The organism is Citrobacter amalonaticus Y19 (genome assembly GCF_000981805.1).
In the GTDB taxonomy this organism is placed as follows: domain Bacteria; phylum Pseudomonadota; class Gammaproteobacteria; order Enterobacterales; family Enterobacteriaceae; genus Citrobacter_A; species Citrobacter_A amalonaticus_C.
Genome location: NZ_CP011132.1, coordinates 880,711 through 900,424, shown reverse-complemented (window position 1 = coordinate 900,424; position 19,714 = coordinate 880,711). Strand labels below are relative to the sequence as shown.

General features: G+C 53.3%; 21 protein-coding genes. 8 read left to right on the top strand and 13 right to left on the bottom strand.

The genetic code is table 11. The annotated features are described in order from the left end of the window. Position 1 precedes the first annotated feature (1 nt). Positions 2-1,924 (bottom strand): type II secretion system secretin GspD, encoded by a 1,923-nt coding sequence (gene gspD, locus F384_RS04065; protein WP_046477828.1) that lies wholly within the window; start codon positions 1,922-1,924, stop codon positions 2-4. Positions 1,925-1,936: 12 nt separating this feature from the next. Continuing rightward, a complete protein-coding gene (gene gspC / locus F384_RS04060; protein WP_046497705.1) occupies positions 1,937-2,668 on the bottom strand; it encodes a type II secretion system protein GspC in 732 nt (243 codons plus the stop codon). A gap of 300 nt (positions 2,669-2,968) precedes the next feature. Here gspC and F384_RS04055 point away from each other — a divergent pair, with 300 nt between their 5' ends. After that, positions 2,969-4,546, top strand: coding sequence for an ExeA family protein (locus F384_RS04055; protein ID WP_046477826.1), 1,578 nt, complete (start codon positions 2,969-2,971; stop codon positions 4,544-4,546). Next, the gene (locus F384_RS04050) at positions 4,546-5,184 is read left to right on the top strand and encodes a hypothetical protein (RefSeq protein ID WP_046477824.1); all 639 of its coding nucleotides are present in this window, start codon (positions 4,546-4,548) and stop codon (positions 5,182-5,184) included. The genes F384_RS04055 and F384_RS04050 overlap by 1 nt, the downstream gene beginning before the upstream one ends. Here the strand turns inward: F384_RS04050 and F384_RS04045 are convergent, their stop codons facing one another. From F384_RS04045 to F384_RS04035, 3 genes are all read right to left on the bottom strand, one after another. Beyond that, positions 5,185-5,808, bottom strand: a complete 624-nt coding sequence (locus tag F384_RS04045; RefSeq protein ID WP_046477822.1) for a helix-turn-helix domain-containing protein — start codon at positions 5,806-5,808, stop codon at positions 5,185-5,187. Positions 5,809-6,080: 272 nt separating this feature from the next. Beyond that, positions 6,081-6,911, bottom strand: a complete 831-nt coding sequence (locus F384_RS04040; protein ID WP_046477820.1) for an N-acetylmuramoyl-L-alanine amidase — start codon at positions 6,909-6,911, stop codon at positions 6,081-6,083. Then, positions 6,908-7,231, bottom strand: coding sequence for a heavy metal-binding domain-containing protein (locus F384_RS04035; RefSeq protein WP_042320310.1), 324 nt, complete (start codon positions 7,229-7,231; stop codon positions 6,908-6,910). Before F384_RS04035 ends, F384_RS04040 begins: the two co-directional genes overlap by 4 nt. 128 nt (positions 7,232-7,359) lie before the next feature. On the opposite strand from F384_RS04035, the gene F384_RS04030 reads away from it, so the two are divergent. From F384_RS04030 to artJ, 6 genes are all read left to right on the top strand, one after another. Further along, on the top strand, positions 7,360-7,875 hold the full coding sequence (locus F384_RS04030; protein ID WP_046477818.1) for a lipoprotein: 516 nt from the start codon (positions 7,360-7,362) through the stop codon (positions 7,873-7,875). Between the two features lie 229 nt (positions 7,876-8,104). Beyond that, a complete protein-coding gene (gene artP, locus F384_RS04025) occupies positions 8,105-8,833 on the top strand; it encodes an arginine ABC transporter ATP-binding protein ArtP (RefSeq protein WP_046477816.1) in 729 nt (242 codons plus the stop codon). A 16-nt stretch (positions 8,834-8,849) separates the two neighbouring features. Continuing rightward, positions 8,850-9,581 carry an arginine ABC transporter substrate-binding protein ArtI gene (artI, locus tag F384_RS04020; protein WP_046477815.1) on the top strand — a complete coding sequence of 244 codons (732 nt, stop codon included), beginning with the start codon at positions 8,850-8,852 and terminating at the stop codon, positions 9,579-9,581. Positions 9,582-9,587: 6 nt separating this feature from the next. Beyond that, positions 9,588-10,304, top strand: coding sequence for an arginine ABC transporter permease ArtQ (gene artQ / locus F384_RS04015; RefSeq protein ID WP_046477814.1), 717 nt, complete (start codon positions 9,588-9,590; stop codon positions 10,302-10,304). Continuing rightward, complete coding sequence (artM, locus tag F384_RS04010) at positions 10,304-10,972, top strand: arginine ABC transporter permease ArtM (RefSeq protein ID WP_046477812.1); 669 nt, start codon at positions 10,304-10,306, stop codon at positions 10,970-10,972. Before artQ ends, artM begins: the two co-directional genes overlap by 1 nt. Before the next feature lie 169 nt (positions 10,973-11,141). Continuing rightward, a complete protein-coding gene (artJ, locus tag F384_RS04005) occupies positions 11,142-11,873 on the top strand; it encodes an arginine ABC transporter substrate-binding protein ArtJ (protein WP_046477811.1) in 732 nt (243 codons plus the stop codon). Positions 11,874-11,985: 112 nt separating this feature from the next. Here the strand turns inward: artJ and rlmC are convergent, their stop codons facing one another. From rlmC to rimK, 8 genes are all read right to left on the bottom strand, one after another. Further along, positions 11,986-13,113 carry a 23S rRNA (uracil(747)-C(5))-methyltransferase RlmC gene (gene rlmC, locus F384_RS04000; protein ID WP_046477809.1) on the bottom strand — a complete coding sequence of 376 codons (1,128 nt, stop codon included), beginning with the start codon at positions 13,111-13,113 and terminating at the stop codon, positions 11,986-11,988. Positions 13,114-13,153: 40 nt separating this feature from the next. After that, positions 13,154-13,642, bottom strand: coding sequence for a YbjO family protein (locus F384_RS03995; protein ID WP_046477807.1), 489 nt, complete (start codon positions 13,640-13,642; stop codon positions 13,154-13,156). A 59-nt stretch (positions 13,643-13,701) separates the two neighbouring features. After that, a complete protein-coding gene (gene potI / locus F384_RS03990) occupies positions 13,702-14,547 on the bottom strand; it encodes a putrescine ABC transporter permease PotI (protein ID WP_042320333.1) in 846 nt (281 codons plus the stop codon). Further along, entirely contained in the window at positions 14,544-15,497 is a 954-nt protein-coding gene (gene potH / locus F384_RS03985; RefSeq protein WP_046477806.1) for a putrescine ABC transporter permease PotH, read from the bottom strand. The genes potI and potH overlap by 4 nt, the downstream gene beginning before the upstream one ends. 9 nt (positions 15,498-15,506) lie before the next feature. Continuing rightward, positions 15,507-16,640 (bottom strand): putrescine ABC transporter ATP-binding subunit PotG, encoded by a 1,134-nt coding sequence (potG, locus tag F384_RS03980; protein ID WP_046477804.1) that lies wholly within the window; start codon positions 16,638-16,640, stop codon positions 15,507-15,509. 97 nt (positions 16,641-16,737) lie between these two features. Beyond that, positions 16,738-17,850, bottom strand: a complete 1,113-nt coding sequence (gene potF / locus F384_RS03975; protein ID WP_046477802.1) for a spermidine/putrescine ABC transporter substrate-binding protein PotF — start codon at positions 17,848-17,850, stop codon at positions 16,738-16,740. 363 nt (positions 17,851-18,213) lie between these two features. Next, a complete protein-coding gene (locus F384_RS03970; RefSeq protein ID WP_046477801.1) occupies positions 18,214-18,690 on the bottom strand; it encodes a YbjN domain-containing protein in 477 nt (158 codons plus the stop codon). Positions 18,691-18,779: 89 nt separating this feature from the next. Beyond that, a complete protein-coding gene (gene rimK, locus F384_RS03965) occupies positions 18,780-19,682 on the bottom strand; it encodes a 30S ribosomal protein S6--L-glutamate ligase (RefSeq protein WP_046477799.1) in 903 nt (300 codons plus the stop codon). Positions 19,683-19,714 lie beyond the last annotated feature (32 nt).

Below are 19,714 nucleotides of genomic sequence, written 5' to 3'. Positions count from 1 at the left end.
TTTACCCTTTGAATGGATTGCGGGGCGCGCCAGTGCGGGTTTGCACGGGCGCGGCGCTGCTCTGTGCCGGGAATTCAGGCAGTACAGGGCTATCGGCGTTTTCAATAATACCCATCTTATGCTCTTCCATGCGCTGCTGCTGCCGCACACGAAGCTGGTCATATTTCTCTTTTGACGCCGCGCTGTAGTTATCGTCATCACGCAGTACGGTGGTGTGGATAAAGACCATCAGGTTACGTTTCGCCGAATCCTGCGAGGTGTAGCGGAACAACTGGCCGACCAGAGGAATATCGCCCAGCAGCGGCACTTTGGAGACCGACTGCTTGGTCACGTTTTCCATCAAACCGCCGAGTACCACCGTCTGACCGCTGTGCACCATCACTTCGTTGTTGATGGTGCGGGTATTGAAGGTTGGGCCCAGGCTGGCATCTTCCGTCGCGCTGTTATCTACGCTGGACACTTCCTGCTCGATTTTCAGGTGGATCATGTCACCGTCGTTAATCTGCGGAACAATTTTCAGCTTGGTCCCCACGGTTTTACGTTCAACCGAGTTAAAGACGTTATCGCCACTGGTGGTCTGCGACCCGGAAAGCACCGGCACATCCTGACCGACGTTAAACGACGCCTCTTTGTTATCCAGCGTCACCACGCTCGGCGTGGAGAGAATGTCATTTTTGCCGTTGGTGGAAAGCGCCGTCATCAGCGCGCCAAAATCACCATTAAAGAAGCCGGTCGCCAGCCCCGTATAGCTGCCGATAACTCTTGATTTCTTGATCTGGCTAATCGGCAGACCGGTCGAACCGAACTGCACGCCGCCGTGTTCACTGGACCACTGTACGCCGAGATCCAGACCGTTACCGTCCTGCACTTCAGCAATAATCGCTTCCACTAACACCTGTGGACGACGAATATCCAGCTTGTCGATCACCTTCTCAAGCGAGTTCATCACGTTAGGCTGCGCGGTGATCACCAGCGAGTTGGTCGATTCATCAGCAGTGATATTCAGATCACTTGCCATCGGCGCGGCTTTGCCTTTCGTCGCTCCCGGTTTGTCTTTCAGCTGTTCGCCAATTCCGGTCAGCACCGGCACCACTTTGCTGGCGTTGGCGTACTTGAGATAGAACACGCGGGTGTTCCCTTCATTATTTTGCTCGCGATCCAACTGACCAATCAGCGAGCGCGTCCGTGCACGAGCATCTTCCGAGCCGCTGATCACCAGGCTGTTGGTTTCATCATCGGCCACCACTTTGGTGACGAGCTGCGGCGCGTTCTGCCCTTTCTGCTCTTCGTTGTTGAGATTGTTCAACATCTCCGACAACTCTTTGGCTGAGGCGAAACGCAATGGCACGATCTCACGACGCTGCACGCCATCTTTGTCGACGCGCTGTACCAGGTCGACCAGTCGGTTGACCACCGAGGCCTTACCGGTTAACAGTAAAACGTTTGACGGTTCAAAATGGACCACGTTACCAATACCGGAAGCATCGTTAAGCTGGCGCAGCAGCGGTGCCAGCTCGCGCACCGGGACGTTTTCCATCCTCACTACGCGAGTGATTATCTCATCGCCTTTACCCGGGTTTGCGCTGTCGGCAATCGGTACACCGGCTGTGCGCGCCACGCTTGAGCGCACCACTTTCACCATCCCGTTGTCCATGGGGATCACCGACAAACCGTACAGGTCCAGCACGCTTAAGAAGAATTGATAATATTCATCTTCCGTCAGCACGTTATAGGTTCTGACCGATACCTGTCCCTGAACGGAAGGATCGACCAGAATGGTTTTATTTAAGTTACGGCCTACCGTATCGATAAACTCACGGATATCCGTATTTTTGAAACTGGCACTAAAGTTGGCTGCAAGCAGGGAACCGGAATATAACGATAATGCGGTCAACGCCATACACGCCCAGGGAAATTTCTTCATGTCTGTACACTTTTAATTGTTTAGAACATTAACCCGAATATTTTCAAGGTGAGCGTGACGTCTGACGACGACCTCCGCTTCTTTCATTTTTGACCAGTTGGCAAGGATATTCTTCGCCTGTGTTTCCTGGGTCATGTCTACGGAATTGACTTCTATCGCCACATCACCTTTTTCCAGGCCTGAATGGCTGTAAAACGCGGAGGCATCCCTTGGGTTAATGTTGTAACCCTCCAGTTGGCCCTTTTCGATTATCGGTTTTAACACCAGATAATCATCCAGATGCAAACTGTCAGCGCCTGCATCTTTTGTCGATTTCGTTACCGGGCCGCTGTCTACGCCGCCCTTAAAATAGTCTGGCTTTTTTAATGCCAGTATCTGCGAAATACCTTCATAATTAACCACCACATTATCTTTATTGATCTCCTCAATATACGCATTATCAAATCCCGTCAGATTTTCACCTTCGCGGTAACTCTTCTGTCCCCCCTGCGTCTTGATGACGGCAAAAGAGAGCCATGATTCGTCACTGCTGACAATGCCTTCAATTTCAGCAGCCAATGGTGCTTTCGCGACCGCTGTCGGGGTTTGCTGGCGTACCTGAGCGGCAAAAAGCGCAAACGTCTTTTCGTCCTTGTGCGTTTTTTTCGGCGTTGTCTCTGCGCTCGCCAGTTTATTTGAGACTTTTCGATAATCTTTAATGACCACATACCCTTGCTGACCGCAAAAAATCAGCAGCATAAACATCATACCGGGTGTTATCCATCGGGATAGAAATGAGAAACTCATTATTCATCTGGCCTTTTGCAAAGCGAATTTAAACAGCGTCGTACTGCGCCAATATGTGAAAAGCATAATAATTATTCATGGCGGAACCGACCACTCGCTTTGCCATTAACTTTAATACAGAAAAATATTGACCGATGCTAATCCTGATGATAGTGCGTCCGGAGAGGTTATTTTTACTCTGTTGGCAAATTGACCTGGTTCATCGCATCCCTTACTTTCTCGTCCAGAGTTAATCATGTAAAGAGACGGTCAGTCGCTATGTATCAGAGTCATTTCAATTTTAAAAATCCGCCGTTCAAAAAAGTCACCCGAACCTCGGGCGATTTTTTTGTGCCTTATCACCAGGATATCTTCAACGTGTTGAAAGAGAAAACCGGTCTGGCGGGAGTTACCGGACTCTTTTGCAACGATACCGCTCTGCTTTGTCAGTACAGCGACGCGCTGAAAAGTGCCAGTCACGACATCTTTACTGTTAATGCGTTCCCGAAATTGAGTGCCAGTAGCCTGCTGTATAAGCTCAATCCGGGGAGCAAAGAGAGTAAAAGCCGCCTTCATGCGGTGGATGCCGTGCTGCACCAATGGCGCGAAGCGTCCGTTTCGCGCAAGGCGAGAAACAAAGTGCTGGTGATTTCACATACAGAAGCCATGAAAGATAACTGCCGCGACGTGTTGGGAATGTTACTGACCCGGGCGCAGGAACTTGAGTTTCCGCTGTCGATTGTGCTGATGGGCAGCGCCGATCAGGAAGCCGTTCTGATGCAGCACGCCGGACTCCAGCCGTATGTGCATACGCACCACGTGATTCGTTCTCTGAACTGTCGCGAAATGCTGGACTATGCGCAAGCGCAGTGTGAAGAACACGGTTGTGAAACCTCACCGTTATCCGCCTCTCGTGTACGCAAAATGCATGCGTTGACGAAAGGTCAGATTGGTAAATTCAATGAACTCGCCCATCTGGCAATGTTAGCGGCATGGACAGAACGCGCCGCGGCAATAGGGCCACGTCATTTACGTCTGGCCGCCGGCGAGATCCTGCCGCCCCAAAAACACGGTAAGCGCCTGGCCACCGTGGGATTATTGGCATCGGCATTGTTCGCCACCTGCGGCTGGTATCTGACCTCCACAATTAGCGCCGGACTGCCTGTCCCGCTACCGGTTCCGGCGAGCTGGAGTCAGACGACGCCGAAAACGCAGGCGCCAGTGGTGCCCGTTGTCGACAACGAAATGGTCAATCAGCCTGATGCGATGCACCAATTGTATGTGATGTGGGGTTACGACGCCTCAGCGGAAGATGCCCTTTGTCAGAACGCCGCGAAGGTAAATCTGATGTGTAAACAGGGGAATGCCCCGCTGGATGATCTGGCGAAAGAGGGTTATCCGTGGATCGGTGAAATGAAAACCGGGGATCACCTTAACTACGCCGTGGTTGCCCGCGTCGGAAGCGACTCACTGGATTTGCTCATGAATAACCGTACCTGGCAGGTGAGCCGCAGTTGGTTTAACCAGCATGCCACCGGGAATTTTACGCAGTTGCACCGTCTGACGCCGGAAGGCAAAGACGCCATCAGCCCGGCCAGCGGGGGTAAAGATCTGGCCTGGCTCGATCAGCAGTTGAGTCAGACACTCGCCGAACCCGAAACGCATTCGCAGGGCTGGACGGCAGAGATGATGAAACGCACCCGCGAGTTCCAGCAGAAAATGAATCTACAGGTAGACGGTATTCCAGGCGAAGAGACGCTAATGCAACTGATGCGTGAAACCAACACCACCCCGAGCGTACTGATCCAGACCACTCAGGCGGTAACAAATACGCAAACAGCGGAGAACCATTCCTGATGTCTACAATCTGTCTTGCAGCGCAGCGCAGCTATAGCACCGGAGAAGCGGTCTGGTTTTCATATCGCTTCCCCGCAATGAAAAAAATTGTCGGTCACAGCCTGTTATGGATGCTGGGACTCTTCACGTTACTGGTCGTCGGGCTTTACGCGCATCTTTACTGGAACCTGCGTCACCCGATGCCAGCGCCGGTTAACGCAAGCGTCGTCAAGCCGGACACCCAGCTTTCAGATATGCATTATGTGTACGTGAGTAAACCGTTCCCCCATCCGCATTCTGAACCTGCGCCCAAACATGAGGCTATCCCGGCAATGCAGGATATCCCGATAAATAGTGATGAGAGTGACTGGCAGCAAGCACCGGACGGAAATATCCCTCAGGATATCTCACGCGAGACCTTGCCGGGGACTGACGCGCACGAGGATGCCGCTGCGCATACAGGCGTCAGCGAAAGTCATGATAACGCGTCGTTAACGGAGTTATTTAAGCAGGCATTAAAAGAACAACAGCAGGATTATGCGCAAGGGAAAACGCCTGCGCCGCCGGTTGACGAAACGCAGGATAATTCACAGGCGACCACGAGGCACAATGATCATTCCCGACCGCCACTGAGCGAAAAAGGCGATCGGCTGGAATAATCAATATTTTTCTGGAAGGGTAGTAAGATTAAGGAGTCGTCCATTTTCGACAATGATATAATTGCCTTTCTTCAGATCGGAAAGAATTTTAATAATGGTGCTGCGTGCCAGACTGGTGTATTCCTGAATATAATCATAGATATTAATATCGCGTTTATGTTGAATAATCAGATCATTAATTTCTAATAAAAACTCGCGCACCACGGCGTATGCGCTGCGAGCGACCAGGATGTCATCACGCTTACTCAGAATACAAACATACCATGAGAGCACTTTGGTGAGTTCTTTCCATAAGTTTTTTTCCGTCAACTCGCGTATAAAGTCCTCTTTTTTAATGGAGCGCACGACGGTGTTGGCGCGAACCAGACCATACATATGGGTTGAGTGATAGAACATAGAGGAAAGACCGAAAATGCACTGCCCTGCGACGGTAAACATGCATAATTCATCTGACTCGCGACGGAATTCTACTTCACCGCTGACGATGATGTGAATATAGTCAGAATCCGTCGTGGTTAATTTTTGCCATTTTTTCAACGTTCTTTCTTCATAACCTGACAACGCAGCGATAATGGTATCCATTTCATGTTGTGGACGCAGTTTTTTACTATAGATGCTTAACATTGTTATACCCGTTTAAGATAATTAATGGTTAAAGACGAATGAACTCAGTTGTGAAAACTTCACCGACAATCCTTTTTAAAAGAAAATAACCTTATGGTGAGAACGTATCTCTGTTCGTCTGTTTTATTTTCATCATTAGCTCACTCGTCTCGTGTCAACTATTCATGTGAGTAATTTGAATGAAGTAATTATAACTACGATGGATTGATATGACAGGATTTGTCTGTCCGATTACGGACTGAAAAATGATTTCCTCAAAACGCAGGGGAGACTCACCCCTGCCCGTATTTCTCTAACAGCGCTTCGGCAATCGCCATCGTCTCTGCATCAGCAATACCATTCCACAACTGTGGGCGGAAATGCATCTGAAACGCCATGATCACCCGTTTCTGCTGCGCCGGAGTACTCTGTGAAGGGACTTCATAGCCATAACGCGTTAACCGTTCGAGTAACGCCGCCGTATCCACGACCTGATAGCGCGGCCGCCCATTAAGATAGACGTTTACACGCGCCGGATCGGGCCACGCGCCAATCCCTTGCTGCGCCAGCGCCTGCCAGGGAAAAAGCGGGCCAGGATCGTCTTTTCGCTGGGGGGCGATGTCCGCGTGGGCCACCACGTTTTCCGGTTTAATGTTGTAGCGGGCGATTATCCCTTTCGCCAGCGGGATCAGCGCGGCAATTTGCGCCGGCTCAAACGGCATGAAGCGCTTGACGCCGTTTGTCTTCTGCCAGCCGCGGTTTTCCAGTTCAATGCCAATCGAGGTGTCGTTAATGCGCGTCGCGCCGCGCCAGGCGCTGATGCCAGCATGCCACGCCAGATCGTGCTCGGGCACAAGCTGCCAGATACGCGGTTTGCCGTCAGGTACGGGAGGGTTCGCGGGGATGAGGTAATGGGAGCTGACATTTTTGTCCGTCAGCGTGACCAGCGAACTGTCAAAGTCATCGGCGGTATAGTGAATCACCAGGACCTTGATACGCGGGTACGCTGCCTGGGCCTGATGCCGGGTATCCAGCTCATAGGCGCCTTTATCAACAATGCCGTTATCCGTGGCGCACCCTGCCAGCACCATCGCCAGCAGGAGCGTTGAAAGCGAACGTCTCATCGGCGGGTTTTCACCGCCGTCCCACTCACGCTGACCATCAGCATGCTGCTGTCCTTGCCAACCGTTTCGTAATCGATATCAATGCCGACCACCGCGTCAGCGCCCAGCGCTTTCGCCTGCTCACCCAGTTCTGCGAAGGCAATCTCACGCGCTTTGCGTAACTCTTTTTCATAAGCGCCTGAACGACCGCCGACGATATCGCGGATACCGGCAAAAAAGTCCCGGAAGATGTTCGCGCCCAGAATGGCTTCGCCGGTGACCACACCGCAGTATTCCACAATGCTTTGTCCTTCGAGCGTGGGGGTTGTCGAAAATTGCATGATGTCTCTCCTGGTTACATTCAGCACATTATCAGCGCCATACACTATTATTGAAAGGATATACTTGATTATCGTAGATGACTGTTATCTTAGAAGACTCATGGCAGAAAGCTTATAAGGAAATCACTATGCGCTATTCGAAACTCTCCCTGCTTGTCCCCTGCGCGCTGCTTCTCAGCGCCTGCACCACCGTCACGCCAGCCTACAAAGACAACGGGCCGCGTACGGGTGCCTGTGTGGATGGCGGCCCGGACAGTGTGGCTCAACAATTCTATGACTATCGTATCCAGCACCGCAGTAACGATGTCACCGCCCTGCGCCCTTACCTGAGCGACAACCTGGCGAAACTGCTGTCTGATGCCAGTCGTGACAGTGCGCATCGTCAACTGATGAGCAGCGACCCGTTCTCCAGTCGCGCAACGCCGCCGGACAGCGCCAGCGTCGCCAGTGCCTCGACCATTCCGAATAGTGATGCACGCAACATTCCGCTGCGCGTTGCGCTGAAACAGGGCGATCAGAACTGGCAGGATGAAGTGCTGATGATCCGAGAAGGTCAGTGCTGGGTCATTGATGACGTACGTTATCTCGGCGGCAGCGTGCATGCCCCGGCCGGTACGCTTCGCCAGTCGGTAGAAAACCGTTAATCCTTCCGCTTTACCGCGATAAAAAACGTAACCCCCGTAAATTGTCCGGCATTCTGTATGGAATGCCGACAATTGTTCTTACTGGCCTTCACCCTCGCTATTTTGTGCTATGTTTAAGAGTAAATGCGCGCTATATTTAACTTTTAAAGCATAAATATTGCATAACTATTCTGTCAAAGGTACTATTTGCGGCTTCAATAGCTATCAGACGGCCAGTATACGAGTATCAATGAGTATTCAATTAAACGGCATTAACTGCTTCTACGGCGCGCATCAGGCGCTGTTCGATATCACGCTGGATTGCCCACAGGGTGAAACACTGGTGTTACTGGGCCCAAGCGGGGCCGGTAAAAGCTCACTGCTGCGGGTACTCAATCTGCTTGAGATGCCGCGTTCAGGCACGCTCAATATTGCGGGAAACCACTTCGACTTCCGCAAAACACCGTCAGATAAAGCGATTCGCGAACTGCGTCAGAACGTCGGAATGGTCTTTCAGCAATACAATCTGTGGCCACACCTCACCGTGCAACAGAACCTGATTGAAGCGCCCTGCCGCGTGCTGGGTCTGTCGAAAGATCAGGCGCTGGCGCGTGCAGAAAAACTGCTGGATCGCCTGCGTCTGAAACCTTACAGCGATCGCTTTCCGCTGCATCTTTCCGGCGGTCAGCAACAGCGTGTGGCCATTGCCCGTGCGCTGATGATGGAGCCGCAGGTGCTGCTGTTTGATGAGCCCACCGCCGCGCTGGATCCGGAAATCACCGCGCAAATCGTCAGCATCATTCGTGAACTGGCGGAAACCAACATTACACAAGTGATCGTGACGCACGAAGTGGAAGTGGCGCGTAAAACCGCCAGCCGCGTCGTGTATATGGAAAACGGTCATATCGTCGAGCAGGGTAATGCGAGTTGCTTTGCCGACCCGCAGACCGAAGCATTTAAAAACTATCTCTCTCACTAAGATTCGGGACAACACAATGAAAAAAGTTCTGATTGCCGCGCTTATCGCAGGCTTTAGCCTTTCCGCTACAGCAGCCCAGACCATTCGTTTTGCGACCGAAGCGTCCTATCCTCCGTTTGAATCGATGGACGCTAATAACAAGATTGTCGGCTTCGATGTTGATCTGGCCAATGCGCTGTGTAAAGAGATCGACGCGACCTGTACCTTTACCAATCAGGCGTTCGACAGCCTGATCCCAAGCCTCAAATTCCGCCGTTTCGACGCGGTGATGGCCGGGATGGATATCACGCCTGAGCGTGAAAAGCAGGTGCTGTTCACCGCCCCTTACTATGACAACTCCGCGCTGTTCATTGGTCAGCAGGGTAAATTCACCAGTATTGATCAGTTGAAAGGCAAGAAAGTGGGCGTGCAGAACGGCACAACTCACCAGAAATTCATCATGGATAAACACCCGGAAATCACCACGGTTCCGTATGACAGCTACCAGAATGCGAAACTGGATCTGCAAAACGGCCGCATTGACGGTGTGTTCGGTGATACCGCAGTGGTCACAGAGTGGCTGAAAGACAATCCGAAGCTGGCTCCGGTGGGCGATAAAGTGACGGATAAAGATTACTTCGGCACCGGCCTCGGCATCGCCGTACGCCAGGGCAACGCGGAACTGCAGCAGAAATTCAACACTGCGCTGGAAAAAGTGAAGAAAGATGGGACTTACGAGACCATCTATAACAAATGGTTCCAGAAGTAAGCCTTGATGAACGAATTTTTCCCCCTTGCAAGCGCCGCCGGGATGACCGTCGGCCTTGCCGTTTGTGCACTGATCCTCGGTCTGGCGCTGGCAATGCTGTTCGCCGTCTGGGAATCAGTGAAATGGCGTCCTGTGGCGTGGACAGGCTCCGCGCTGGTCACCATTTTACGCGGCCTGCCGGAAATTCTGGTGGTGCTGTTTATCTATTTCGGCTCCTCTCAACTGCTGCTGATGCTCTCGGATGGCTTTACTGTCAATCTGGGCGTGGTGCAGATTCCGGTCCAAATGGAGATCGAAAACTTCGACGTCAGCCCCTTCCTGTGCGGTGTGATTGCCCTCTCTCTGCTCTACGCGGCCTATGCGTCACAAACGCTGCGCGGCGCGCTGAAAGCCGTCCCGCTGGGTCAATGGGAGTCTGGTCAGGCGCTGGGACTGTCGAAGACCGCCATTTTCTTCCGGCTGGTGATGCCGCAGATGTGGCGTCACGCGCTGCCGGGGCTGGGCAACCAGTGGCTGGTGTTGCTGAAAGACACGGCGCTGGTGAGCCTCATCAGCGTTAACGACCTGATGCTGCAAACCAAGAGCATTGCCACGCGAACCCAGGAGCCGTTTAACTGGTACATCATCGCCGCGGCGATCTACCTGGTGATTACGCTGGTGAGTCAGTACATTCTCAAACGCATTGACCTGCGCGCGACACGTTTTGAGCGGAGACCGGGCTGATGTTTGAGTATTTACCTGAACTGCTTAAAGGGTTGCATGCCAGCCTGACGCTGACGGTGGCGTCCATTGTCGTCGCCCTGATTCTGGCGCTGGTTTTCACTATCGTTCTGACGCTTAAAACGCCGGTTGTGGTCTGGCTGGTTCGTGGCTATATCACGCTGTTTACCGGCACCCCGCTGCTGGTGCAGATCTTCCTGATTTACTACGGGCCGGGGCAATTTCCGTCTCTGCAAGAGTATCCGGTTCTGTGGCATCTGCTATCGGAGCCGTGGCTGTGCGCACTGATTGCGCTGTCGCTCAATAGCGCAGCCTATACCACGCAACTGTTCTACGGCGCGATCCGCGCGATTCCGGAAGGCCAGTGGCAATCCTGCGGCGCGCTGGGGATGAGCAAGAAAGACACGCTGGCGATCCTGTTGCCGTATGCCTTTAAACGCGCCCTCTCCTCGTATTCCAACGAAGTGGTGCTGGTGTTCAAGAGCACGTCTCTGGCGTATACCATTACCCTGATGGAAGTGATGGGATACGGTCAGTTGCTGTACGGCCGCACCTACGATGTGATGGTGTTCGGCGCAGCAGGCGTCATCTACCTGGTCGTCAACGGCTTGTTGACGTTAATGATGCGTCTTATCGAGCGCAAAGCACTGGCTTTCGAACGCCGCAACTAAGCGTTATATTGCATAAAACATAATCACAGAGACGGACAACGTTATAACTTGTCCGTCTTTTTTTATTTCATAAAAAATAGTTAATCATTTTTATTGCATATAAATTCAATAACTGGCATTGTAAATCCATGCCGCAGAAACGGCGCCTCATCATAACGGGAGTCCAACCATGAAAAAGTTAGTTCTGGCCGCATTACTTGCCTCTTTTGCCGTCGGCGCCTCTGCCGCTGAAAAAATCAGCTTCGGCGTTTCTGCGACCTATCCGCCGTTCGAGTCTATGGATGAGAATAACCAAATTGTCGGTTTCGACCTCGATCTGGCAAAAGCCTTGTGCAAACAGATGCAGGCAGAATGTACTTTCACCAACCATGCGTTTGACAGTCTGATCCCGGCACTCAAATTCAAGAAATATGACGCGGTGATTTCCGGTATGGATATCACGCCGGAGCGGAGCAAGCAGGTGGCGTTTACGACCCCCTACTATGCCAACTCAGCGCTGGTCATTTCGAAGAAAGACACCTACAAAACCTTTGCCGATCTGAAAGGCAAACGCATTGGGATGGAAAACGGCACCACCCACCAGAAATACTTGCAGGATAAGCATCCGGAAGTGAAAACGGTGGCCTATGACAGCTATCAGAATGCGTTTATCGACCTGAAAAATGGTCGTATTGATGGCGTGTTCGGTGATACCGCGGTGGTGAACGAGTGGCTGAAAACCAACCCACAACTGGGGCCAGCCACCGAGAAAGTGACCGATCCGCAGTACTTCGGCACCGGCCTCGGCATCGCCGTTCGCCCGGACAACAAAGTGCTACTGGATAAACTGAACGCGGCGCTGGCGGCCATTAAAGCCGACGGGACTTACCAAAAAATCAACGATCAGTGGTTCCCGCAGTAAGTCGAGTCGCTGGTGGTAGAATGCCTGATGACGCTACGCTTATCAGGCCTACAATATCTGCACCGCTCGTAGGCCGGATAAGGCGCCAGCGCCGCCATCCGGCAAACCGTGGCTAGTCCCTCAACAATAATGTCAGCACTTCATAATGCGCGGTATGCGGGAACATATCGAACAGCTGTACCCGTTCAATACGGTAGCCCGGCAACATGGCAATGTCTTTGGCCATCGTCTGCGCGTTACAACTGGAATAGATAATGCACTGCAGCGCCATCTGCCCCAGGTAATCGCAGAGCTGTTTACCAATACCACGGCGTGGCGGATTCACCAGCACCAGCTCCGGCACGGCACCCTGCCCGGTGGCAAACTGCGTGGAATCCAGCGCCTGGAAATGAAGATTGGTTAAGCCCAGTTCCGCCGCTGACTGCTTCGCACAGGCAATCGCCTCCGGCGCGATTTCAATTCCGGTCAACTGCATGTCCTGCGTCGCGCAGTGCAGACCGAAACCGCCAACGCCACAGAACAGATCCCACATGTGACTCACCGGCAGTTGGCGCACCCAGTCACGCGCCGTCGCATACAACCGGCCAGCCACCGCCGGATTGGTCTGGAAGAAACTTTGTGGACGGATCCACAGCGGCACGTCGTTAAACCGCTCCGCCAGCGCCTGTTGTTCGGTCAGGAAGATTTCCGTCTCCCCTTCCATAATCGCCATATGCACCGGCTGGAGATTCACGCTGATGACCTTCAGCTGCGGCAGTTGCGCTTGCAACCACGGCAGTGCAGCGCGTAACTGCGCCAGTTTGCTTTCGGAACGCAGCACAAAGCGCAGCATCATACCGCCATCAAACTGACTCTCCGTTAGCAGAAGGTACTTCAACTCCCCACGCTTGCGCGCCACGTTATAAGGGGTTAATCCGGCGCGGGCGATAAACGGTTTCAGCACGGCAAACACGGGCGCAAACGAGGCGGGATAGAGCGGGCAATCGCACAGATCTTCGGGCGTCCCGTCGCGGTGCAGCATCCCCAGCAGCGGTTTTTCCACACTGCCGCTGACCACCATTTTCGCTTTATTGCGAAACGCCTTTTCCGGGCCGCTGACCGGCGCGCACCACTCTGTGACCGAAAAACCGGCAAGCAGATTTTTCAGATCGGCGGTTTTGGCGGCAAGTTGCTCGTCAACGGGCTGCGTTATCCACTGACAGGAGCGACAGCGACCGGCGTCATAGAGTGCGCACTGCATACAGAGACCTTTATCTAAACAGGGGCGAGGATTATACACATTATTGTAAGCGGAAGAAGCGACGACTGGCCGCGGGCACAAACAGTAATACCAGCACCAGCATATCGGGCAGTTTTTGCATCACCAGCGTACGCAGAATCTCCCGCTTTGACTCACCGGCAATACTGAACAACTCGGGATAACCGTAGCCCAGCGAAGCCGCCCACAAATAGCCTGTGGCAATCACCTGTGTGAGCAGATACACCCACCGCGCCCAGTTACGCCCTTTCACCAGTGAAAATGCGCAGCCAATCTCAACAAACACCAGCACCAGACTGCCCAGAAAAACCAGCGTCAAATTCCAGGTTTGCACACTGCGATGGATAAACTCACCCAGTCCGCGAACGCCAAGCGTATTAAAGATCATCAGCAGGTCGAGCCCACGGATCATAATAATGGCGAGCGCCGCCACCTGCACCAGCGCAGGCACATTCAGGCGGGCATGTGATGAGGATGATTTCTTAAAAAATCCCAACGAATCGTCTTCCATGAAAACAATGCCGCGACGAGCGCGGCATTGTGTAGCCAGGTTGACAGATTTTAGTGTCTTCAGTCACGTCTTGCACGTTGGATATCGCGGATCCGCTGTTTTTCCGTACGGGCCATCAGATACCAGGCGATAAAACCGACAATTCCGACCACACCGAGGATCAGCGTCGCCAGGGCGTTGATTTCCGGGTTAACGCCCATCCGCACGCTGGAGAAGACCAGCATCGGTAAAGTGGTCGCCCCCGGCCCGGAGACAAAGCTGGCAATGACCAGATCGTCCAGCGACAGCGTGAACGCCAGCAGCCAGCCGGAGACCACGGCCGGCATAATCATCGGCAGCGTTATCACAAAGAACACCTTCAGCGGCGTTGCCCCCAGATCCATCGCCGCTTCCTCAATGGAGCGATCCAGTTCACGCAGGCGCGATGAAATCACCACCGCCACATACGCCGTACAGAACGTGACGTGCGCCAGCCAGATGGTCAGCATTCCACGATCCGACGGCCAGCCAATCGCGTGCCCCAGCGCGACAAAAAGCAACAGCAGAGAGAGCCCGGTGATCACATCGGGCATGACTAACGGCGCGGTGATCATAAAGGCAAAGCCGTTCGACCCGCGAAAGCGACCAAAGCGTACCATCACCACCGCAGCAATCGTGCCGAGTATCGCCGCCATGGTTGCTGCACAGGCGGCGATGGTCAGGCTCAGCCCCACCGCGCTCATCATCGCGCTGTCGCGAAACAGTTCACCGTACCAGCGCGTTGACCATCCCGCCCACACCGTAACCAGTTTGGAACTGTTAAACGAGTAGATGACCAGCATCAGCATCGGCGCATACAGGAAAGTAAACCCGAGCACCAGAATCACAATGCGCCAGGGCGAACGAATTACCGGTAAGTTGTTCATCCGTGGACCCCTCCGCTTTTTTGCTGATGTTTGTGGAACCACATGATCGGGACGATCAACAGCAGCAGCATGACAATCGCGACCGCAGACGCCACCGGCCAGTCGCGGTTGTTAAAGAACTCTTGCCACAGCACGCGCCCAATCATGATGCTGTCTGGCCCGCCGAGCAGTTCCGGGATAACAAACTCCCCCACCGCCGGAATAAACACCAGCATGGAACCGGCAATAATGCCGCCTTTGGTCAGCGGGACGATCACGCTAAAGAAGGTTTTCAGCGGACGGGCGCCCAGATCCAGCGACGCTTCCACCAGCGAATAGTCAATCCGCGTCAGTGCGGTATAAATCGGCAGCACCATGAACGGCAGATAGGCATACACAATGCCGATATACACCGCCAGATTGGTGTGCAGAATGGTTAGCGGCTGATCGATAACCCCCAGCCACAACAGAAAGTTATTTAGTACACCATTATTTTTCAGGATCCCCATCCACGCATACACACGGATCAGAAACGAGGTCCACGATGGCAGGATCACCAGCAGCAACAGAATATTGCGCGTTGACGGCTTGCTGTGCGCCACCGCCCACGCCAGCGGATAACCCAACAGCAGACAACACAGCGTCGAAATCCCCGCCACCTGTAGCGACTGCAAATAGGCGTCAAAGTAGAGCGGATCGTCCGTTAGCTGCAGGAAGTTACCGAGATTAAGGGTGACAGACAGTTGCCCGTCGGCCCACGTCATCAGCTCGGTATACGGCGGGATCGCCCGCGCCATTTCCGCAAGACTGATTTTAAAGACGATCAGGAAAGGCAGCAGAAATAGCAGGATAAGCCACACGTAAGGCAGCGCAATCACCAGTTTGCGCCCGTGTTTCATCTGCACGCGCGCCAGCCATAAGGCAAAGCCGCCCGGTTTTTCCACGCGTGCCGGAGGTTCAAGTGTACTCATTTTCGCTCCTTAAACTGTCAACACCACACAGCTGTCCGCATCCCAGCACAGACGCACCTCATCGCCCCAGGTTGGCAGACCTTTGCGATAACGGTGGGCATTCTGCAACTGGGCACTGATCATCTGTCCGCTTTTCAGCCGCACGTGATAAATGGAGAGATCGCCAAGATAGGCAATGTGCACCACTTCGCCGACGGCGAAGTTAAATCCGTCGGCGGGCGGCTCGTCGCACAGCATGATTTTTTCCGGGCGCAGCGCCACGTGCACCGGCACGTTGTCGACCACCGACGCATCCGGATCAACCTTCAGCGGATGTACCAGCCCTGGGGAATACAGCACCAGACCGTCATCCTGTCGCTCTTTGATCACCCCTTCAAAAACGTTGACCGAGCCGATAAACTCCGCGCTGTAGCGAGTGGTCGGATGCTCATAAATCTCTTCCGGCTCACCGATTTGCACGAACTTGCCCCGGTTCATGATGGCAATACGCCCAGCCATGGTCATCGCCTCTTCCTGATCGTGCGTCACCATCACGCAGGTCGCACCGACGCGCTCAAGGATATCGACCACTTCGAGTTGCATACGGTCACGCAGTTTTTTATCCAGCGCGCCCATTGGCTCGTCGAGTAACAGGAGTTTGGGACGTTTTGCCAGACTTCGCGCCAGCGCCACGCGCTGACGCTGGCCGCCGGAAAGCTGATGCGGTTTGCGTTTGGCGAACTCCTGCATATGTACCAGACCCAGCATCTCTTCGACCCGGCTGGCGATTTCCGCTTTCGGCAGTTTGTCCTGCTTCAGACCAAAGGCAATATTCTGTTCCACCGTCATATGGGGAAACAGCGCATAGGACTGAAACATCATGTTGATGGGCCGTAAATAAGGCGGTACCTGGGACAGGTCGACGCCGTCCAGCATGATTTGTCCGGTGGTGGGTTGTTCAAACCCTGCCAGCATGCGCAGCAGCGTGGACTTGCCACAGCCTGATGCGCCCAGCAGGGCAAAGATTTCGCCTTTATAAATAGTCAGACTTACGTCATCGACCGCGTGCTGACCCTCGAAGGATTTGGTCAGATTGCGGATTTCGAGGAGCGGCGTCAGCGCTTTACGGGTTTTCGCCTGCGGGCGTGGGGTGGCATCATTCACGGGGTGCTCTCCGGCAGAAACAAATCATGGTGCAAACGCACCCAAAAGGTGCGTTTTGCCGGGCAGCGCAACGCGTACCCGGCTCTTCAACGGCGGATTATTTACCGCTCTTCACCTTGGTCCAGGCACGCGTACGCACGCGGTCAATCTTCGGATCCTGAACTTTCAGGGTGAACATTTTCGCGCGCACGTCTGCTGGCGGATAAATGCCTGGGTTATCACGCACTTCCGGACTCACCAGCGCCGTCGCCTCTTTGTTGGCATTGGCGTAGAACACGTGGTCAGAGATATGCGCAATCACGTCCGGGCGCAGCAGATAATTGAGGAACTGATAGGCCTCGTCTTTATTTTTGGCATCTGCCGGCATCGCGAAGACGTCAAAGAAGGCCATCGCCCCTTCCTTCGGAATCGAGAAGGAGATATTGACGCCATTTTTCGCCTCTTTCGCCCGGTTAGCCGCCTGCCAGACATCCCCTGCCCAGCCAATCGCCACGCAGGTATCGCCGTTAGCCAGGTCGTTGATGTATTGCGAAGAATGGAAGTAGCGGATGTTCGGACGCAGCTTGAGCAGCAGATCGGTGGCCGGCCCCGTGTAATCGTCCGCTTTGGTGCTGTTCGGATCTTTACCCAGATAGTTCAGCACGGTCGCAAACACCTCTTCCGGCGCATCGAGGAAAGAGACACCGCAGCTCTTCAGCTTTTCGAGATTTTCCGGCTTCAGCACCAGATCCCAGCTGTTGACCGGCGCATCCGCGCCGAGTACCGCTTTCACTTTATCGACGTTATAACCAATACCGGTGGTCGCCCACATATACGGCATGGCGAATTTATTGTCCGGGTCATGTTTGGCGACCAGTTTCAGCAGTTCCGGATCGAGGTTTTTCCAGCCCGGCAGTCTGCTCTTATCCAGCGGCTGAAAAACGCCTGCCGTCAACTGGCGCTCAAGGAAGCTCGCAGAAGGCACCACCAGGTCAAAACCGGTGCTGCCGGCCATCAGTTTGCCTTCCAGCACTTCGTTGGAGTCAAAGACGTCGTAGACCACTTTGATGCCGGTCTCTTTCTCAAAATTCGCAACCGTATCCGGCGCAATATAATCAGACCAGTTATAGATATGGAGTGTTTTTTGTTCCGCAGCGAGCGTGCCGGCAGAGACGGCCATCAGAGCGCCCGCAACCAGACCCGATAGCCATTTTTTATTTAAGGCGGTCATAATCTCTTTCCTTATCAAAGTTCGTTAACAAACGAACCAAAAAAGTTGCACTCAATGCTATGCAAAAAACGTGCATAGTTTGTCATTCGGAAAAAACCAGGAAGAGTTGACGCTCCCCCAACCGTTATTGCTCGCTGTGATTAAGCTTCGCAAGAATAACTTTAGCCAGGGTTTCAGGCTATAGCCCAGATTAAAAAACGCCTTTTATCAATTTTTTATGCAATTTATGTCTATGTGATAAAGCGAAACAGCGGGAAAGGAGGTGAATAATTCTTTAAAGAAAGGTTAAATGCAGAATAAAACAACGCAAACCGCAGCCGCTCTGGCAGCGACTGCGCTATACGGTCATACTTCAAGTTGAAATCAGTGAAGAAAATGGTTCTCGACGCTGTTTTTTTGCGCGTCTTCTTCAGCGGTAAACAGCATCTGGTGTGCGCCCGCTTCAAGAATGACCATGGATATCTGCTCTTCGCTCTGGCGTACGAACCATTCGAACTGCGCGTAAGTCACCCCCTGCATAACGGATAAAGACTGGCAAACCACCAGCTTTGGCAGATTATCATCCTGCATATCCAGAAACGCTTTTACGGTGAGGGAGCTGGCATTGATGGCAGACAGATCTGCCGCCAGTGGCAGTAACGCAGAAGGCCTCACTTCCGCCATCGCGGAAAACAGCAGCGTATTGTCGACGAGATCTAATTTCGCGTCGTAGATGCCGTCAAAATTTTGCATGTGAGGTAAATGCAGCGCCTGACAGGTATCACATTCAAAAAAACTCATGCCCAGGTCGTCGAGCCATTGCCGCAACGTATCCAGAGTGGGAACGACCAATTCTGTCATAATAATGTGCTACCTCTTACGATGAAAAAATACCGGCACAGCTTACGCAAAAAGTGTTCGTCATTCCACGATCATCGGCGATATTAAGACTAGCCGCCCGTTTTGAGACAAAATTCAGCCGTCGCGTGGCGTTCGATCCACTGAATCATCCGCCCGGCGATATCGATGCCGGTGGTTTTTTCGATGCCTTCCAGACCTGGAGATGCATTCACTTCCATCACCAGCGGGCCGCGCTCAGCGCGTAATATATCGACACCAGCAACATCAAGCGCCATCGTCTGCGCGGCTTTTATCGCAATCTCTCGCTCACGGGGGGTAATGTTGGCAATGCAGGCCACGCCGCCGCGATGAAGATTAGAGCGAAAATCGCCGTCCTTCGCCCGCCGCTCAATGGCGGCGACCACCTCGTCCCCCACCACCAGGCAGCGAATATCTCGACCTTTGGCCTCTTGAATATATTCCTGCACCAGAATGTGGGCGTTAAGCCCCCGGAATGCATCCACGACGCTCTCTGCGGCCTGGCGGGTTTCTGCCAACACCACGCCAATCCCCTGGGTTCCTTCCACCAGCTTCACCACCAGCGGCGCACCGCCGACCATATCGATCAGATCGCTGGTGTCATCCGGCGAGTGCGCAATGCCGGTAATCGGGAGATCGATGCCTTGACGCGCCAGTAACTGCAACGAGCGCAATTTATCGCGCGCGCGGGTAATCGCCACGGATTCGTTTAGCGGATAGCTGCCCAACATCTCAAACTGGCGCAGCGCCGCTGTGCCGTAAAAAGTGATAGCCGAACCGATACGCGGAATGACGGCATCAAAATGAGGCAACTTGCGTCCTTTATAGTGAATCGAGGACGCAGCCGGATTGATGTTCATATAGCAAGAAAGCGGATCGAGTATTTCGACCAGATGGCCACGCTTCATCGCGGCTTCACGCAGACGCTTACACGAGTAGAGCGTTCCATCCCGGGACAATATGGCAATTTTCACCCTGCACCTCTCTGCATAACCCGATCAAAATC

Coding starts and splice junctions, on each gene's coding strand:
- gspD (WP_046477828.1), bottom strand. CDS start 1,924: ATGAAGAAATTTCCCTGGGCGTGTATGGCGTTGACCGCATTATCGTTA.
- gspC (WP_046497705.1), bottom strand. CDS start 2,668: ATGTTTATGCTGCTGATTTTTTGCGGTCAGCAAGGGTATGTGGTCATT.
- F384_RS04055 (WP_046477826.1), top strand. CDS start 2,969: ATGTATCAGAGTCATTTCAATTTTAAAAATCCGCCGTTCAAAAAAGTC.
- F384_RS04050 (WP_046477824.1), top strand. CDS start 4,546: ATGTCTACAATCTGTCTTGCAGCGCAGCGCAGCTATAGCACCGGAGAA.
- F384_RS04045 (WP_046477822.1), bottom strand. CDS start 5,808: ATGTTAAGCATCTATAGTAAAAAACTGCGTCCACAACATGAAATGGAT.
- F384_RS04040 (WP_046477820.1), bottom strand. CDS start 6,911: ATGAGACGTTCGCTTTCAACGCTCCTGCTGGCGATGGTGCTGGCAGGG.
- F384_RS04035 (WP_042320310.1), bottom strand. CDS start 7,231: ATGCAATTTTCGACAACCCCCACGCTCGAAGGACAAAGCATTGTGGAA.
- F384_RS04030 (WP_046477818.1), top strand. CDS start 7,360: ATGCGCTATTCGAAACTCTCCCTGCTTGTCCCCTGCGCGCTGCTTCTC.
- artP (WP_046477816.1), top strand. CDS start 8,105: ATGAGTATTCAATTAAACGGCATTAACTGCTTCTACGGCGCGCATCAG.
- artI (WP_046477815.1), top strand. CDS start 8,850: ATGAAAAAAGTTCTGATTGCCGCGCTTATCGCAGGCTTTAGCCTTTCC.
- artQ (WP_046477814.1), top strand. CDS start 9,588: ATGAACGAATTTTTCCCCCTTGCAAGCGCCGCCGGGATGACCGTCGGC.
- artM (WP_046477812.1), top strand. CDS start 10,304: ATGTTTGAGTATTTACCTGAACTGCTTAAAGGGTTGCATGCCAGCCTG.
- artJ (WP_046477811.1), top strand. CDS start 11,142: ATGAAAAAGTTAGTTCTGGCCGCATTACTTGCCTCTTTTGCCGTCGGC.
- rlmC (WP_046477809.1), bottom strand. CDS start 13,113: ATGCAGTGCGCACTCTATGACGCCGGTCGCTGTCGCTCCTGTCAGTGG.
- F384_RS03995 (WP_046477807.1), bottom strand. CDS start 13,642: ATGGAAGACGATTCGTTGGGATTTTTTAAGAAATCATCCTCATCACAT.
- potI (WP_042320333.1), bottom strand. CDS start 14,547: ATGAACAACTTACCGGTAATTCGTTCGCCCTGGCGCATTGTGATTCTG.
- potH (WP_046477806.1), bottom strand. CDS start 15,497: ATGAGTACACTTGAACCTCCGGCACGCGTGGAAAAACCGGGCGGCTTT.
- potF (WP_046477802.1), bottom strand. CDS start 17,850: ATGACCGCCTTAAATAAAAAATGGCTATCGGGTCTGGTTGCGGGCGCT.
- F384_RS03970 (WP_046477801.1), bottom strand. CDS start 18,690: ATGACAGAATTGGTCGTTCCCACTCTGGATACGTTGCGGCAATGGCTC.